Annotated in this window: 13 protein-coding genes; 11 read left to right on the top strand and 2 right to left on the bottom strand. The window is 27.9% G+C overall.

The features are described 5' to 3' along the window. Nucleotides 1–677 precede the first annotated feature (677 nt). From L3B98_RS04750 to L3B98_RS04765, 4 genes are all read left to right on the top strand, one after another. Nucleotides 678–1,823 carry a glucose-1-phosphate adenylyltransferase gene (locus L3B98_RS04750; RefSeq protein WP_238915906.1) on the top strand — a complete coding sequence of 382 codons (1,146 nt, stop codon included), beginning with the start codon at nucleotides 678–680 and terminating at the stop codon, nucleotides 1,821–1,823. Next, nucleotides 1,813–2,958 carry a glucose-1-phosphate adenylyltransferase subunit GlgD gene (glgD, locus tag L3B98_RS04755; protein ID WP_238915802.1) on the top strand — a complete coding sequence of 382 codons (1,146 nt, stop codon included), beginning with the start codon at nucleotides 1,813–1,815 and terminating at the stop codon, nucleotides 2,956–2,958. Before L3B98_RS04750 ends, glgD begins: the two co-directional genes overlap by 11 nt. 222 nt (nucleotides 2,959–3,180) lie before the next feature. Continuing rightward, a complete protein-coding gene (locus tag L3B98_RS04760) occupies nucleotides 3,181–3,759 on the top strand; it encodes a TetR/AcrR family transcriptional regulator (RefSeq protein ID WP_015394885.1) in 579 nt (192 codons plus the stop codon). Nucleotides 3,760–4,153: 394 nt separating this feature from the next. Further along, nucleotides 4,154–5,890 (top strand): N-acetylmuramoyl-L-alanine amidase family protein, encoded by a 1,737-nt coding sequence (locus L3B98_RS04765; protein WP_077366025.1) that lies wholly within the window; start codon nucleotides 4,154–4,156, stop codon nucleotides 5,888–5,890. A gap of 169 nt (nucleotides 5,891–6,059) precedes the next feature. On the opposite strand, the gene L3B98_RS04770 is transcribed toward L3B98_RS04765, so the two are convergent. Further along, nucleotides 6,060–6,815, bottom strand: coding sequence for a MurR/RpiR family transcriptional regulator (locus L3B98_RS04770; RefSeq protein ID WP_238915803.1), 756 nt, complete (start codon nucleotides 6,813–6,815; stop codon nucleotides 6,060–6,062). A gap of 301 nt (nucleotides 6,816–7,116) precedes the next feature. Between L3B98_RS04770 and nagB the strand changes: the two genes are divergently transcribed. From nagB to L3B98_RS04805, 7 genes are all read left to right on the top strand, one after another. Further along, nucleotides 7,117–7,851 (top strand): glucosamine-6-phosphate deaminase, encoded by a 735-nt coding sequence (nagB, locus tag L3B98_RS04775; protein ID WP_238915804.1) that lies wholly within the window; start codon nucleotides 7,117–7,119, stop codon nucleotides 7,849–7,851. A gap of 179 nt (nucleotides 7,852–8,030) precedes the next feature. Next, nucleotides 8,031–10,088, top strand: a complete 2,058-nt coding sequence (locus L3B98_RS04780; protein WP_238915805.1) for an SNF2 helicase associated domain-containing protein — start codon at nucleotides 8,031–8,033, stop codon at nucleotides 10,086–10,088. A gap of 495 nt (nucleotides 10,089–10,583) precedes the next feature. Further along, entirely contained in the window at nucleotides 10,584–11,981 is a 1,398-nt protein-coding gene (locus tag L3B98_RS04785; protein WP_238915806.1) for a site-specific integrase, read from the top strand. Further along, on the top strand, nucleotides 11,959–13,968 hold the full coding sequence (locus L3B98_RS04790; protein WP_238915807.1) for a phage integrase N-terminal SAM-like domain-containing protein: 2,010 nt from the start codon (nucleotides 11,959–11,961) through the stop codon (nucleotides 13,966–13,968). Before L3B98_RS04785 ends, L3B98_RS04790 begins: the two co-directional genes overlap by 23 nt. Before the next feature lie 12 nt (nucleotides 13,969–13,980). Then, nucleotides 13,981–16,149, top strand: a complete 2,169-nt coding sequence (locus L3B98_RS04795; RefSeq protein ID WP_238915808.1) for a site-specific integrase — start codon at nucleotides 13,981–13,983, stop codon at nucleotides 16,147–16,149. After that, nucleotides 16,146–16,529 (top strand): hypothetical protein, encoded by a 384-nt coding sequence (locus L3B98_RS04800; RefSeq protein ID WP_238915809.1) that lies wholly within the window; start codon nucleotides 16,146–16,148, stop codon nucleotides 16,527–16,529. The genes L3B98_RS04795 and L3B98_RS04800 overlap by 4 nt, the downstream gene beginning before the upstream one ends. 193 nt (nucleotides 16,530–16,722) lie before the next feature. Beyond that, the gene (locus L3B98_RS04805) at nucleotides 16,723–17,406 is read left to right on the top strand and encodes a hypothetical protein (RefSeq protein WP_238915810.1); all 684 of its coding nucleotides are present in this window, start codon (nucleotides 16,723–16,725) and stop codon (nucleotides 17,404–17,406) included. 140 nt (nucleotides 17,407–17,546) lie between these two features. Here L3B98_RS04805 and L3B98_RS04810 read toward each other — a convergent pair whose 3' ends face one another. After that, nucleotides 17,547–17,780, bottom strand: a complete 234-nt coding sequence (locus tag L3B98_RS04810; RefSeq protein WP_238915811.1) for a helix-turn-helix transcriptional regulator — start codon at nucleotides 17,778–17,780, stop codon at nucleotides 17,547–17,549. Nucleotides 17,781–17,823: the final 43 nt, after the last annotated feature.

Genomic DNA, 17,823 nt, shown 5'->3' on the forward strand with positions numbered 1-17,823 from the left:
TTATAAGTTTGATTATTAATTTGGATATCTATATGAAATAACAAATAAGAGGAATACTTGAAGCAACATAAAGTTTCAAGTATTCCTTCTTATAATTTAAGAAGGATTTTGTAATTAAAAAGTTCTATTATTGATTGTATTCCCAAAGTATAACTTTATTTTACATCTATGCCCTCTTTATCCTAACCTTGACAATTATATTTAATTAAGTTATCATATAAACATAAACAAGTACATTCTCTATAACGATTTGAATACGTTTACTTAAAGAAAATTATGTAATGAGGAGGGATTATTAGCAGTCAAAAATTATTTAAGTTGTGTATTCATTAGGAAAACTTTAACTCAAAATTAAATGATATCTTTTGTATTTTTATTTTATAAACGTTTGTATAAACTGCGGTTACTATATCCTATAATTATTTAGGTTGTCATGAATATATATGAAGCTACAAAGGGTATCGAAAACATATTATTAAAAAATACAGAAATATAATGAATTAATTAGTAAATTTAGTACATATCTGAAGAGAATGAACTATAAACAACTAGAAATAATGCACATAATTAGAAAACATCTAGATTTAGCTTAATGATATCAATTAGTGAAAGGATTATCTTTATATAAAGATAAAGGATTTATGGAAGGGGGGAAGGTGATTTATTCACCTAATATTATGATGAAAACAGAGATGCTAGCTATGATACTAGCAGGTGGTCAAGGAACTCGCTTGGGTGCATTAACTAAACATATTGCTAAACCAGCAGTACCATTTGGGGGTAGATACAGAATTATAGACTTCACTTTAAGTAATTGTACAAACTCAGGAATAAAAGAGGTAGGAGTTGTAACACAATATCAACCTTTAGCTTTAAATAGCCATTTGGGAAATGGCTCAAGTTGGGGGGTTGATGGTATTGATTCGGGTTTGACAATTTTGCAACCTTTTTCTAGTTCTGATGGAGAAAAGTGGTTTCAAGGGACTGCGCATGCTATATACCAAAATATTGCTTATATTGATCAAGTAAATCCTGAATACATTTTGATTTTATCAGGTGATCACATATATAAAATGAATTATGAAGAAATGTTAGAATTCCACAAAGAAAAAAATGCATCTCTAACTGTTGCAGTAATAGAAGTGCCAATTGATGAAGCCTCTCGTTTTGGAATTATGAATACTGATGAAAATTCTCGTATTATAGAGTTTGAAGAAAAACCAGAAGAACCAAAAAACAATTTGGCCTCAATGGGAATATATATCTTTAATTGGCAAAGGCTTAGAGCAGTTTTAATTAATAGTTATTCTAAAGATGGTCAAATGATTGATTTTGGAAAACATGTAATTCCATCATATCTAGAGTCGGGAGAAAATGTATATGCTTTTCGTTTTGATGGGTATTGGAAAGATGTTGGAACAATTGATTCTCTTTGGGAAGCTAATATGGAATTCATTAACATTGAAAATGATTTAGATATGCGTGATCATAATTGGAGAATTTATTCTAAAAATACAATTTCACCACCTCATTTTTTCACTGAAACAGCAGTTATTAAAAATTCTTTAATTGTAGATGGATGTTATATTGCAGGAGAAATTAAAGACTCGATTTTATCTACTGATGTGCGTGTTAAGGAAGGAAGCAAAATAGAAAAAAGTGTTATTATGCCTGGTGCAACAATTGGAAAGAATGTTTTCATTAAGAATGCAATTATAGGGGAAAATGCTGTAGTAGGTGACAATGCAACAGTATATTCAGAAGGAGAAATATATGTTGTTGGTAATTCAGAAGTGATAGGGGTGGTTTCAAATGAATACTAATAGAGTAAGTGGGATAATTGATAATTTAAATTGTCATGGAGATTTAAATGATTTGATAGCTCATCGTCCATTGGCAATGCTACCATTTGATTGTAAATACCGTTTGCTTGATTTTCAATTATCAAATATTATAAATGCAAATATTCAGGCACTATTTCTATTGATGAACCAAGACGATATGCAGTCAGTATTTGATCATATTAATGGTGGAAAAGAATGGGGATTAGATTCTCTAAGGAACAAGTTTATTATGCATTTTAATAAGAAAAATCAAGAAGGTGAATATGAGCAAGGCTTTATTTCACATATTTTGGATTATTTACGAAAATCGAGTTCAGAAATTACCGTAATTATGGGAAGTAAAATGCTATGTAACATAGATTTAAAGGCAATTATTAAAATTCATAAACATAGTAATCGTGATATGACTGTAGTTTATAAACGTGTTACTTCTGAAAATATTTCTTGTAACAATTTATTAATTGATTTACAATCAGATGGAAATATTTCACTTAGTGATAATTGTAAGGAGAAATTAGAACCTAATGAAAAATACAACTTATGTATGGATATTTTTATCGTAAAAACGGAATGGCTTATAAAAGTATTAGAAAATTATGATGAAAAAGCAGAAAGTATAATCAAAATTCTTAGAGAAAAAATAAACACAATATCTTGTATGAATTATGAATATACAGGATATTTAAGTAACATTTATGATATACAATCATATTATCGTGCTAATATGGACATGCTTAAATCAAGTAAATTTAATTCATTGCTATACTCAAATCAAAAAATATATACAAAATTGGCAAATGAAGTTCCTACTTATTATGCACAAAATTCTATTGTAAATAATAGTCACTTTGCTTCAGGATCTATAGTAGATGGAACGGTGGTAGATTCACTGATTGCTAGAAGATGTAAAATTTCTGAATCTGCCATAATTGAACAATCTATTATTATGGCAAGCGCGAATATTAAGAAGAATGCATACATAAAAAATGCTATTTTAGATAAGAATGTAATTGTAGATGAAGGTGTGCGAATAATTGGATCTGATACTAATCCAATTATTATAAAAAAAGATAGCCATGTAAAAAATGATATTGTTAATAGGAGAAATCTATAAATCTATTAATGGTAAGAGAAAATATTTTAAAGAAATAAAAATTTAGAAGACCACTTTGGAGCAATAGTATGCTCTCAGTGGTCTTTATTTTTAAAAAATATAATGTGTCAAGTTTGAGATAATATTACAATTGATAGTATTTGAATATAGTGGTATTATATTTATTAATGAATTAATATAGAATTAGAATCGTATCATATATTAACTGATTGGGGAATACATATGGAATGCATGAAAGAGAAAATATTAAATCAAGCAATAAAAATGTTTAAAGAAAAGGATTTTGGAAAAGTGTCAATAGATGAGATATGTGATGAATGTGGAGTGACAAAAGGTTCATTTTATCATCATTATAAATCTAAAAATGATTTACTTATAAGTTACTATAACACATTAATAAAAAAAGATACTTATACCATTATGAATGAGATTATTACTATAGATTCAACTTATGAGCAATTATGGAAAGCTATAGAACTATACTTTATAGAAAGTATGTTAGAAATTGGACCTAATTTGTTTAAAAATGTAATAATAACTGATATACTTGAAAGAAACGAATTGATTCATTTATATATGGGTAGTAATGAGAGGTTGAAAGAATATTTTGAATTATTAATAAAGTTAATTGTAAAAGGTCAACATAATGGTGAAATAAGAAATAGTTTTAGCTCAGATGAATTATTATCTAGCTATTTTGCAGGTGTATTGGGCATATTTGTAAAATGGAGTTCTTCTGGAGGTACTTTTGATGAAAAAGCTGAATTGAGAAAATTATTTGAGATTATATTTAAACCATAACTTTTTATAAAATTAAAAAAAATAAATTTTAATATAGAAGTTGTCTGAATAGCGTAAGTTGTTGCTATTCGGGCAACTTTTTTTATTTAAAAGCAAACTATGAAGTTTAAATAAGTAAAAAAATAATTAAAAACTATTGACTAATTACTATTTGATGATAAAATTAAAACATAACATACTTGAGTATGTTTTTAATCAATATATAAATACTGAGGTTTATAAAAAGTTATAAAAAGATACCTGAGTATTTTAAAGCGTTATTTACTTTCAGCATAAAATATTTTGTAATTAAAATAGAAAGTGCTGGATGAAAATATAAAGATCTAACTTAAAAGTTAGAAAAATAAATATTTGTGGGATTTCACAATAAATTAGAATTTTTAGGAGGAAAAATATGTTTAGAAGAACAAAAAAAATAGCTTCATTATTATTAGCATCGGCTTCTGTTGTATCTTTAATGCCAACAGCTGCTTTTGCTGCAGATGTAAAAAAGGTAGACTCACAGGATGGTACTGTTTATAATGCAGTAGCTTATAAAGATGGTAAGGTTTATATTGATGCAGAAATCAATGATAAAGATGAAGCCTCTTATTATTTGGTTGGTGGAAAATACAATGAATTATCGGATATTGATGCTGGATCTGATACAGCAACTTATGGAACTAAATATGTAAATCTTAGTGATGGAGATAACTTTGTTGATTTAACAAATGGTAAAGTTACAGATGAATCTATTGATGAGAATACAAGAGATGATGCTGCAACTAATTTGAAAAAGAAAGTTAAAGCTGATACAGATGGAAGATATCTTAAAGATGGAAATAAATATGCAGCAGATTATGTACAAACAATAGATGAAACAAATGATATTCCAAATGCTAAATTCGGAGAATCATGGTATTATGTTAAATTGGCCAATAAAGATGCAACAAATGGATTTGCTGCTCAATCATCTAATGGTGTGGCTACTTTAAATGTATTTACTGATGATAATGGAAATTATATTGATGCTGATTACAATTTAGGAAAAATAAAAGTTACAACAACTACAGCATCAGTTGTTAAATCAGAATATATAGAAAATACAAATGACACATATGATACAGCATCATCAAAAGATTCACTTTCTGCAACTGTAGCACAAGATAAAGTAATTGGACAAGATAAGGATTATATATATAGAATAGTTACAGTAACTGTTAAAAATACGGATAATCACTCTACAATTTATGAAATAGGTGGAAAATCAATCTCTGATTCCAATGTATATAGACCTGTAACTAATGGATATGAGTTCACAGCAGTTCAAAAAATATCTAAGGCTCAAAACTCTGATGAGATTGGTGGAGCTAAATATGCTAAAACAGTTACAACTTATATAATTTGTGATGAAGATGGTAAAAAGGCTAGTGATGATTTTGCTAGTTATACAAATTTTGCTATAGCTAATGGAAAAGTAACTGGGTATACAATTTCAGGTAGCAAAGTTAAAATACAAACAGCAGAATTAAAATCAGATAATGGTTTATATTACACTGATTTAAATGATTCATCAGATGAGGATATTGAAGACAGTTCAAACTGTGTTGAAGTTGATGCTAATGGAAATGTTTGGAGATTAGATAGTGGAAATATTTATCAATGGGATAATGATTCTGATTGGAATAAAGTATATAAAGTAGACGGATCATTTAATAAAATGTCTGTTTATGATGCAGATAATATAGTTGCTTGGAATGAAGATGATGAAGTTTATGCAGTAATCGGAGGAAAAACTGATACTAAAGATGCAGATACAACTACTTCAGCAGCAGTTACAACTACTACTGCTACAGGATGGGCTAAAGCTGCAGATGGAACTTGGCACTACGTTAAGGCAGATGGAACTAATGCTACAGGTTGGTTACAAGATGGAGCTAATTGGTATTATTTAAATACAGCAGGAGTTATGCAAACTAGTTGGGTTAGTGACAACGAAAATTGGTATTATTTAAATGCATCAGGAGTTATGCAAACAGGTTGGGTTAATGATAATGGAACTTGGTACTACTTAAATGCATCAGGTGCAATGCTTTCTAATACAACTGTTGATGGTTATGTATTAGGAGCTAATGGAGCTTGGATTAATTAATAATATACAAAATAAGAATGTATTAGATTATAACTTAGTGAACCTTAATTAATAGTGATGTTTTGCAAAATTTATATTTGCTCTTTTATAAATTTAAGCAAAAATTTTCTACTAAATTTTAAAAATAGGAAGATTGCTGGAACATTTGATTCTGGCAATCTTTTTATTTTTATGTATTTTTAGATATCCTTGGCTTAACATTATATTTTGAAAAATACTTATGAATTACAAGTTCGAAAGTTTCAATGCAGTATCCAAAGAAAGGATTGGGATAATAATTGTCATTATCTAATTTTTCGCAGTCTGGAATTATGAAAGTGATATCAGAGTTTTTGGCTAGTGTACTTTGGGCATTTCCAGTAAATGAAATTACTTTTAAATTTCTTTCTTTTGCAAGCATACAGGTTTTTACACAATGACCACCTTCACCTGATTTTGAAATAAGCATAACTGAATATATTGTTTCTACATGGTTATCAAAAAGAATATCAAAATCTATAAAAGTTGATAGTACGCTCTTTTTACCAAGAACTAAGAGTTTCATATACATATACTTTGAAACAAGTTCTGAAAAACCTTCTCCAGATATTAATATATTTCCTTTTTCTATATAATCAATAAAATCATCAACAGCATTTTCATAATTAGTCGCAAAAATTTGTTTATTTTCTATAGCATTAATAAATTCGCTGCTATCTTCGGTGGATAATTTTAGTTTAAGTGAATATACTAATTCTACAAAACCATTATAGCCAAGTTTTTTTGATAGTCGCATTATTGTTGAAGTAGAAGTATATGTTTTTTTTGCTATTCCTCTTATACCTTCTTCCATGCAACTATCAAGATTAGTTAATATATATGTAATTACGCTTTCTTCTAGAGTCGTGAGTTTTATATCTCCAAACAATTTTGTTATATCAAGCATCTTATAGCACCTCTTATTTTAGAATTTTCTCTACTTCTATGATAACATGTTCCATTCCATGACAACAGGTTTCTAAAGCTTTCTAAAGTATTTAATTTATAAATATTATATAGTAATATGCAATTAACAGGAACAATAATTATGAAATATTTAGAAATGAATAGGAATGTGGCAATGATAAACAATGTTCAATGATTGAGGATCAAAGATCAGCGTAGGTTGGTTTCCTTTGGAAATCAAAAAAGGACAATTGATCACTGATCATTGACAATTAATATACAGATGAAGGAAGGTAATTGATATGAAACTAATTGTCGTTGAAAATTATGAAGAAATGAGCAGAGTTGCAGCAGATAAAATAAAGGCTGTAGTTAATGAAAAACCAAATGCAATCCTTGGACTAGCAACTGGAAGCACTCCAGTGGGAACTTACAAAGAACTTATTGAAATGAATAAAAATAATGAAATAGATTTTTCTCAAATTAAGACTGTTAATTTAGATGAATATATAGGATTAGGTGAAAAAGATCCTCAAAGTTATAGATATTTTATGAATGAAAATTTATTTAATCATATAAACATAAAAAAGGAAAATACTTTTGTACCTAATGGATTAGCAAAAGATATTGAGGAAGAGGCTAAAAATTACGATATGAAAATTGACGAGTTAGGTGGAATAGATATACAAATTTTAGGGATAGGAAGCAATGGACATATAGCATTTAATGAACCTGCTGATGCATTGACTTCTGGCACACATTTGACTCAATTAACTGAAAGTACAATTGCTGCCAACTCAAGATTTTTTAACTCAATCGATGAAGTACCAAAAACAGCATTGACAATGGGAGTAGGTCAAATTATGAAATCAAAGAGAATCTTATTGCTTGCCAATGGTGATAGTAAAGCTGATGCAGTAAAAGAAATCTTTTCTGGAAATATAACTAGCAAAAATCCAGCAACTATGCTTCAAATGCATAAAGATGTTACTGTAATAGTAGATAAAAAAGTAGGAGAATTAATTAAAAATAACTAATAAAAATTTTTAATGAACTTGTTATCTCTCTCATTTAACGTAATACCCATGAAAATCTAAAGTCTTAGATTTTCATGGGTTCTTTTAGTAATAAATCAAAAGGATATCAATTACTATGTTATAATATTACCTATGGAAATTATGATTTTTTTTATTAAAAGAGTGAAAGGGGTGATTCTTTGAAACTAAATGAATTAAAAGCAATAATATTTAAGTCTGCATCTAATGCTATGAAAAATGAAGGGGAAGAGCTTTTTAATAGAGGCTTAGTGACATATTTTAAAGGTAAGAAGATAGAAAATATTTATCATGTATATGGCAAAGTAACAGATAAAAGTAAAATTAAAGAGTTTAATACTCACATTAAAATTGATCTTCAAAAGAAAAAGCTAGAGGGAGCAAAATGTTCATGCGATGAATTCAAAGAATTTGCTTCAAATGGATATACCTTAATGTGTAGTCATATAACTGCTACTAGCTACAAATTTTTCAGTCTATTATCAAAGGGTCATAATGAAACTAGAGAAGATTCAGAAAAAAGTATTGTAGATAAGTATAAAATATGGGGGAATACTGAAACTACTAAGCTTATTCGTAAGACAGAAAAAGAGTCTGAGTATTATGAAGTGCTTACAGCTTCAAGAAATGAAAAGCTTATAATTAAGCCTAATGAACTCAGAAGATTTTTAGAAGGAATAGAAAATAGAAAAATCAAATTTAAGTTTGAGCATATAGAATTTACGGTACCAATTTTTCATAAGGATATGCCAATAACTTTTAATTTAAAGGATGATAAGGAGCGGATAATTTTATCTACTCATAAGCAGCTGCCCATACTATTAAATTCTAACAATGATGCTTATTACTTTAAAAATGAACTTTACCTTCCTTCAAAAAGTCAATGTGATAATTATGCAACATTACATGAAAAACTCAAGGCTTATGGAGAAATTGTTTATAGTAAAAATATAAAAACTTATATTGAACTAATTTCAATCTTAAGCAGTATAACTGAAAATATTAATATTTCAGAAAGTCTAAGAAACCTTGTATCTAACTCATTAAAAGTAGAGTTTTTGGTATTTGAGGATGGGGGTAGAATATATTGTGATTCAATCCTAAATTATGGTGGTAAAAGAGTTAATATATTAAATAAAAATAGCAGAGAAGATAATTTTATAAGGGATAATATGAAAGAAGAAAAATTACTCTTAGAAATGGAAAAGAGAAATTTTATCAAGATGAAAAATAAGTTCATGTTCACAGGTGGAGATGAGGAATTATTTGATTTATTAAAAGGTGTGGGAGATAGCATTGAAGGTTTAGGAAAGATCACTTTAGGAAATGGAATAAGTAATCAAAAAATTTACACTTCAGAATTCATTAAAGCTAATTTATTTGAGAATTCTGGAGAATATAATTTTTCTTATAATATTGGAAATCTAGAATTAAAGGAGCTAAATAGTGCCTTTGAAGCTTATAGAAGCAAGAATAGGTTCTATAAAACAAGAAATAATGATTTTTTAGATTTTGAAGATGATAATGTACGTGAATTTTTTAAGCTTTTGGAAGCTTTAAACATTGATCAGAACCTAGTAGATGGAAGTGTTAAAGTAGAAAAAAGTAAAGCATTATATTTATATGAAAATATAGTGAATAAGGGATTAGGCAGCATTAAAGGAACTAATGAGTTAAATGATATAGAAAAAAAATTAGCCAATATAAATAGCAGGAAAATATTTTTACCAGATGACTTTGTAGGAGAACTTAGAGAATATCAGATGAGGGGCTTTAAATGGTTTAAAACCATAAGTGAATTAGGCTTTGGTGGAATATTAGCAGATGAAATGGGGCTAGGAAAAACAATTCAAACAATTGCATTTTTGCTTTCAGAAAAAAGTAAAAGAAGCCTTATAGTTTGTCCTACTTCTCTAATCTATAATTGGAAAGAAGAATTTCAAAAATTTGCTCCGAGTCTAAACATACTAATTGTACATGGAGCACAAAGAATTGAAGAAATAAGTAATAGTAGTAATTATGACGTAATCTTAACAACTTATGGAACTTTGAGATCAGATATAAATTACTATGAAGATATTAGCTTTGACTATTGTATCATTGATGAAGGCCAAAACATAAAGAATGCTTCTGCTCAAAATACAAAAGTTATAAAAGAAATCAAAGCTAAAATAAAGTTTGCATTAACCGGGACACCTATTGAGTATCATTATTTTTAATATGTTAGGAATTAACAGCTATTAAATCATTCTAACTGCAAGGTTGAGTATAAATTGTATATGACAACCTGTAAATTTTATATACAATAACGATATCTATATATTATAGTTTGAAAACACTGATGAAGAGATAAGTGTTTGGGTATCGTGAAAAATCAAATTCATAAAGAAAATTACATTACGTGAAAGTTGAAACCTAATAAAAATAGAAGACTAGGAGTATAAAAAGACTATTTTGTTTATGAAAAGTTTATTCATAAACAAGGTATTCAAATAATGTAAGAGTATGGTATAATATTGTAAAGCATTACGGAAGGTTGGTTGAAATATGAAATTTCAGTTTTATTCATGTAGAAATAAAATATATAGTTTTAAAAATGTCCCTAGGATTTACCTAGGGACGTTTTATTTTTTAAACAAAACAAATTTGTTTTGTAGGAGTACGCTATATGATATAAAACAAAGAAATTAATTTTAATGACGGGGGTGATGTAAATGTTAGAAAGTAAATATGCAGAATTGAATATAGAAGGAATGCATTATGTTAGAGAAATTAAAAATGGTGAAGGAAAGAGGATTTTTTATATTCTAATGTCTCCAAAGAACAAACCTGTTAAGGAAGTATATGATTACTTAACTTATCGGAGTATTAAAAAAGGAGATAAATTAAATAGTATAAAAAGAACTGCTTATGACTTAGCGTATATATATGATTTTATGATGTTTGAATTACTCACTCCTGAATTAGTTGATTTCATGTACCTACATAACTTTATTGTGAACTATCTGTCAGTAATTAATCAGAATTTTAGGGTAAAAGACTGTATTAAAAGAAGCATGTTAACTAGAGTACCAGTAAGAAATGAATTTAATAATAATATGATTAAAGTAATAGACAAATTTAATTCTGGAGGAATGGCATCAGAGACCATCTGTGGGATAGTGCAAACAGTAAAAGCGTATTTTGAATATCTTGTGGAAAAGAAAAATAAAGACATTAATTTAGATGACATATTTGAGACATCATTGTTATATCCTGATTCCAACATAGATATGACTAGTTATGCAAAACATAAGAAAGAAGTATATACAATAAAAGGAATATTGATTGGTGCAGGAATTAAAATTAGAAAGAAATCAAGATATGGAAATCCAATTGATAGGGAATGTATTTTTGAACCTGAGGAGGAAAATGCATTTCTAGAAGCACTAAGAGAAGAAAATCCAATATATAGATTATATTTTTACTTGCTTTTAATAACTGGATTAAGAGAAGCAGAAGCAAGAGCAATAAAATATTTTGATTGTCCATTAAACGGATTTGAATTTGATTTTTTTAAGTTAGATTCACATATATGTTATTTGGGAGAAGATATGTGGAGAGTTAAAGTTGAAGTTGATCAAACTAATCCACCAGATTTATCAGTAAAATTTGATAAGCCACGAGAAGTTGAAATTAGTGATATGACAAGAATTTTAAAGAGTTTATTAACTGAAGCTTTATTGTATAGAAAACTAGTTTTGAAGAAAAAACGTTTAAAGGAGCATAACTTTTTATTTATAAATAGAAATGGGACAAGACTGAAATATAAAAGTGTTTATGATAAATTCTATAAGATACTTGACAAAGCTGGACTTGAGAAAAGGAAAGGGAATGGGCAATTAACTATACACTCGACACGTCATACATTTGCATCTACATGGATATATAGTATTCGAGAAAAAAAAGGCTTAGATATAGATTTGGATTTATTATGCCGAACTTTAGGACATTCAAGTCCTAAAGTTACTAAGACTACATATATGCACTTTTTTACTGAGCAGAAAAAAGAACTTAATAGGCAGATGGAAATGGCTAGAAAACAAAGGGGTGATCAAAATAAAACAGATTAATATTGATGAATTTTTAACTTTTTACACAGAAGTTTCGCATGCTTCAAATTCTTATAAGTTAGGTAAAAATCTATATAAAAAGTTTAGTATGAAGTACGATTCTATTGAAAAGTATCAAGATGATATCAAAGAAGGAACACGTCTGGATCCTGTATATCTATATACATCTATAAGATTAGAACTTAAATGTGATATTTCAGTCTTTAAGTGCAAAATTAGTAATGCGTATCATATTGCAAAATTTTTCAATATGATAGACGAGGACTTTATAAGAGTTTGCAATGAGAAATACGAAAAATGGAAGACAAATCGATATCGCATAAATGAAATATGCTCATTTCTTATCAAGATGTGTATTGTAACTCAAAAATCAAATATTAGAGAGTTTTCATTGAATGATATTAGAGATTTTGAAAAAGAATTAGTGCAAAGGTACAAAAATATAGACTATTATTATCGAACAAGAATTTCGCTTATTGAAAGAATAGTTACTGGCAGGATAAAGCCTTATAATGTACGAAGATTTATTAGAGATAACGAATATAAATATGGTACAGAGGAGATAGGATTTATAAATGTCATTGAAAGATATTACTCTTATTTGGATCAAAAACCATATAAAGATAAAAAGACAAGACAACAATACAAATCCGCTACGAAAAGATTTTTTAAGTGGTTAAAAGAAGAATTTCCAGATATCAATGAACTAAACAATATTAAAAGAATACACTGGGAGAAATATAAGAAAACCCTTATAAATATGCAGAAGCTTGCATCTGATACAAGAGAAGGATATATAAATAGTGTAAGTATTTTTTTTGAATGGTGTTACACAAAGGGATTTATTATGAAAGAAGTAGTAGAGTTAGGTGAACGTGTTTGGCTAAGAGATCATCATATATCTGAAAGTAATAAAAGAATGTATCAAAATAGGGAACATTATATTAAGGTATTTACTACAATATTAACATATGAACCCAATGATGAATTTGAATTGTTAGCACGGCACTTTCTACTAATAGCATCAGCATGTGGTTTACGCCGAAAGGAACTTTATTGGTTGGGACCAGATTGTATTTCATTTACTGAAGATGGCGTAGGAGATATAACTTCGCAAATACAAGAAAAGTCAGGAATTATAAATAAACCAACATCTATAATGCCTTGGGGAATTGATTCTGTTAATTTCCTGCAAGAAAGATTTAATAGTAGGGATAAAATTTTGTTCTATGATGATGAGTCAGGAAAAGAATATTATTCACTATTTGAATATGAAGGAAAAATATTATATAGAACTAGTGTTTATAGTTTTTTTGATAAAATAATGATTCTATCAGATATTCGCGATATAAATGGACAGATTGTATTATATAAAAATATTAAACTTCATGCTTTTCGACATCAAAAATTTAATGATATTTATGAGGTTACAAAAGGTAATTTAAGTGCAGTTCAATGTGATTCTGATCATAAGAGCATGCTAATGCTTAGAAATTATGTGGTTCAAGATATAGGAAAAAAGAAACAAGATGCAGTAAGAATGATAGAGGAGGGGAAAATTGTTGGTAGGGCAGCAGAAATACTTAATGCTATGTTAGAGACTCCATATGCTCCAGATCAGTTATTGGACATTGTAAAAAAAATGAATGTATCAGCAACATTTGTGAAAGAAAATATTAAAGAAACTATTAAGGATTTGGGATTCGGTTTTTGTAGTAGTGATTCATGTAAATTACGAAGGGTATGTGAAGGATGTATCTATTTTTTTACTTGTAGCAGATATTTGAAACAACTTCAGAGTAGGTACATAAATAATTTCTATATATTACAATACAAAATCATGAACGAGGATAAATACAAAATTATAGAAGAAGAATCATTTCAGGATTTTATTATCGATTTAAAGTATCAGGAGAAATGGCTTATTCAGTTGGGAATGTCCGAGCAAGAAATCCATAATTTAGTAAGCCAAATAAATGAGAATTGAGTGTGGAGTAAAATGGATTTATTGAGAGAATTTCAAATAGAAGAAGAACATAAGAATCTAAATATAAAAGAATACATTCAGTTTTTAGGTATAGAAGAAAATAGAGAGCATTTAAGTAAAGAAGAATATAATCAAATACTAAGTCTGCTTGTTAAACAAGGAAAGATGAGCACAATGACTAGGAAGCACAATATTAAGCTTTATGAAATGACTATACATAAATTTCCTAATGTTAATGATTGGGAGTCAGCGAAGCCAGAAGATAAAATTATACAATATCCTGTATATAAAATAACGAATATTAGATATTATCATATAATGCTAATGTGCAAAAGATTAAAAGGTGATTGGAATATTCTTGGCAATAAAGGATACCATTTCCCAGATATACTCACCAATGAGGAAAAATTTTTAATTATAAATTCTATGAAGGCAGCTAAGTATAACGAAGTAGGTTTTAAATATGTTTGTAATCAGTTCATAAAGATTATTCTTGCAACAGGTAAAGAATTAAAAGAGATTAGTGAAGATGATATATATAAATATAGAGAATTTCAATTAAATGCCAAAGCAAATAGAGAATTGTTTAATATTGCAAAACGAATTTCTAGAGTTGGAGCAACTTTAAATTATGAAGTGATTAAAAGAGATTTAAAGGAAAATAACCTGAACAATGGAAATGAAGTAATGAGGAAACACTATTTTCAATATATTTATAGAATAAATGATACACAATCTAGGTCAACAGCAAATCATTCAAAGCATATTGCGAGAATTTTTGTAGATTGGATTTGGAACAACTATTCAGAAATAGATAATTATATTGATATAAACATAGATCACATTGAAGAATTTGCTAACTGGAATAGGACAAGAATATCTGAAGGTACTAATAAAACTAGAACTATAAGTGTATGCAATAGTGAGTTAAGTAAATTAAGAGGATTTTTATTATATTTAAAAAAGAAAAATCTATTAAATTATGACTTGGTAAAATTTATTATTGGCAGAAATTGTGAGTTTTTTAAATTAAGGCAGAAACGTCCAACAATTCGCCCACTACCGGTACCTATCAAAGATAGAATTGCTATAGAAAAAGCAATTTATGGAATGGATGAATCCACAGAATATTTATATATTAAGAAAAATATGATGAAATTAATATATCATATGGCTTTACGACCAAGCGAAGTTATTTCAGCTAAATGGGACTGTATAACTGGAACTAAAGAAAGTCCTAACTTCCATGTCCATATGGCAAAAGGATTTAAGGAGAGGTATATACCACTTATACCAGAAGTAATTAATATTATTAAAGAACTACAAAATTTTAGCAAAGAGTCAATTCCAATTTATAAAGAATGGGATGGTGAGATGGTAAAGCGATTATTTGCATTTAATGATAGAGTTATTAATACTGAATCATTAAGAGATACTTTTAATAAATTATTGGTGGAAAATGGCATTGTGAATCATGATAATAAACCTAAGTATTCCCTCTATATATTAAGAAAAATTAGAATAACAACATGGTTGGAATTTGGAATATCTGAAATTAGTGTAGCTGAGATGGTGGGACATGAGGATCTTGAATCATTATATTATTATATCGTTAGTAAAGAATCAAGGACTAAAAATGCAGCTAAAGTCTTCAGTACATTCTATGAAGATGTCATTACTCAAGTTAAGAAAAATGGGTATTATGAAAAAAGTAATGATATTGTTCAATTTCAAAAAAACTACATTGAAGAATTAAGTAGACAATTGCTTGAGATAGAGAAAAAGAGTATTAATATGGTAGCACTTGAAATGGCATTTAAAGAATTTCCAGAGTTTGCTTTACCGTTACCATGTGGTAGTTGTCTTGCAATGATTCTAAATGAAGAAGATTTCGAATGTGAAAAAATGAAAATACCTTGCTTGGAGTGTAAGGATCTTAAGGTTGAAAATATACATATTAAAGTGTTTGACAATCTAGTTAAAAGGATATATATAGCAAGAAAACTACATAAAAAGAATAAGTTAAAAGGGCTAATTAATCGGGATGATTTGTTGCTGGAGAGATTAATAAGATTTTATGAGATTAAGTTTAATCTTTTAGCGGATGATGTTACAAAACATTTTGAATGTCTCTTTAAAGTTGCATTATCTAAAGAAAGTAGAAAGGAATGTAGAAAGTGAACGAAAAGAGTATGAGTATAAGAGGAATAAATGGGTCTAAAAATCTAGAAGAAGCAAGAAAGAGAAAAGTACAAAAAAACAAGAAAGTACTGTTAAAAACATTAAATTATTTTAGAACTGAAAAAATTCCATTAATATATGATGAGTTAGTGGAATTATCTGGATTATCTCTATCAACACTCAATAGAAATCCATATAAGGAAATTATTGCTGAATATAAGGACGAAGAAAAAGTATTATTAACGCCAAACCTTAAACAAGAGTTTTCAGCTATTTTGAGAGAAAATAAGAAATTGAAACAAGAAAAAAAAGAATTAGAGGAAAAATATAAGAGGCTTCAGAAAGAATATAGGTTTACTAAAGAGATGTTAGGACTTTAGGATTAAAATATAAAAGAAGTTGTCGTTGTGTGATTGTTTACAAATGGATTATCTAAAGATACAAATACCGTAGTTGCGATTTTTTAGGTGTAAATATACGGGACTAAATAGAGCTATCTAATAAAATTAATAGTGCAACTTAGTAAGTGAAATTATGATTGTAAGAATAATAAATAAAGTGAGGGTTAGAATAATGGATATTAAAGAAATTTTAACAGAGCAATTAGATTTCTATAGAATGATGATAAAATTTAAAAACAACTTAGTAAAATCAACTTATGGTGAGTTTCTTGTAGATTTGGAAATTTGGAAAGAATATGGAAAATGGAAATTTGAATTACGAGATGCATATGGAACAGGAAGTGATAATGATTTGTTTTTAGACGAAATTTATGAACTTGATAATCAAATAGAGGTTTTTAATTTATATCAAGCAATTATCAATTTTCATAAGGAATATGCTAAGCAAGCGAATGTTAGAATATGGTGTTGGAATGAGATTTCAGTTCCAGAGGAAATATCAAATAGAGAAACTAGAATATCAATAGATCTAACCACTATACAAATGGAAATATTGGAGGTGGCGTTATCTAAAATAAAGAGTAATCCGAATCACCTTTCGATAAATTTTCATGATAGTGGGCCAATAAACTATCATTTAAGAAATGATCATCTTGTTATGGAATACAAGAATTTAATAAAGAAGTATGAAAATAATTTTTATAATGGTGAGATAGAAATAATAGATTATTCTGAAAGGTATACGGATGAAGAGAGAGAAAAAGTTCTTGAAGAGGAGAGTAGATTGTCTATTGAAATTAGTGATTTATTTAATAGTGATGGTTTGTATAGAAAGGAAATTAATGAGTTAGATTGAGATATTAACATATTCAAAATTATTTTAGTATATTTGTTAGCTAACAGGGAGAAAATTAAATATATCTTTTATACAGATAATAAAAGATTTTTTGCTAACTAAAGAATAAATATAGATTAATTTAGATTATTATTCTATATTTATTCTTTAGTTATTTTGTCAATAAAAAGTTCATTTACCGATATATCTAGAGCTTCAGCAATGGCTTTTACTTCAAAATCATAAACTTCTCTAGAATCATTTTCTATTTTGGATAGCATTGGTCGATCAATATTTAGACCTCTCAGTTGAATTCTGGCGGTAAGTTCTTCTTGAGTTAATTTTCTAGTCTTTCTAATATTTCTTACTTTTCTTCCGATAATGTTCCTTTTCATAATAATAATCAATCCAATCGCTATAATTATGTATTAATTGTAA

The sequence above is a fragment of the Clostridium sp. YIM B02555 genome (genome assembly GCF_022320955.1).
Lineage (GTDB): Bacteria > Bacillota > Clostridia > Clostridiales > Clostridiaceae > Clostridium > Clostridium saccharoperbutylacetonicum.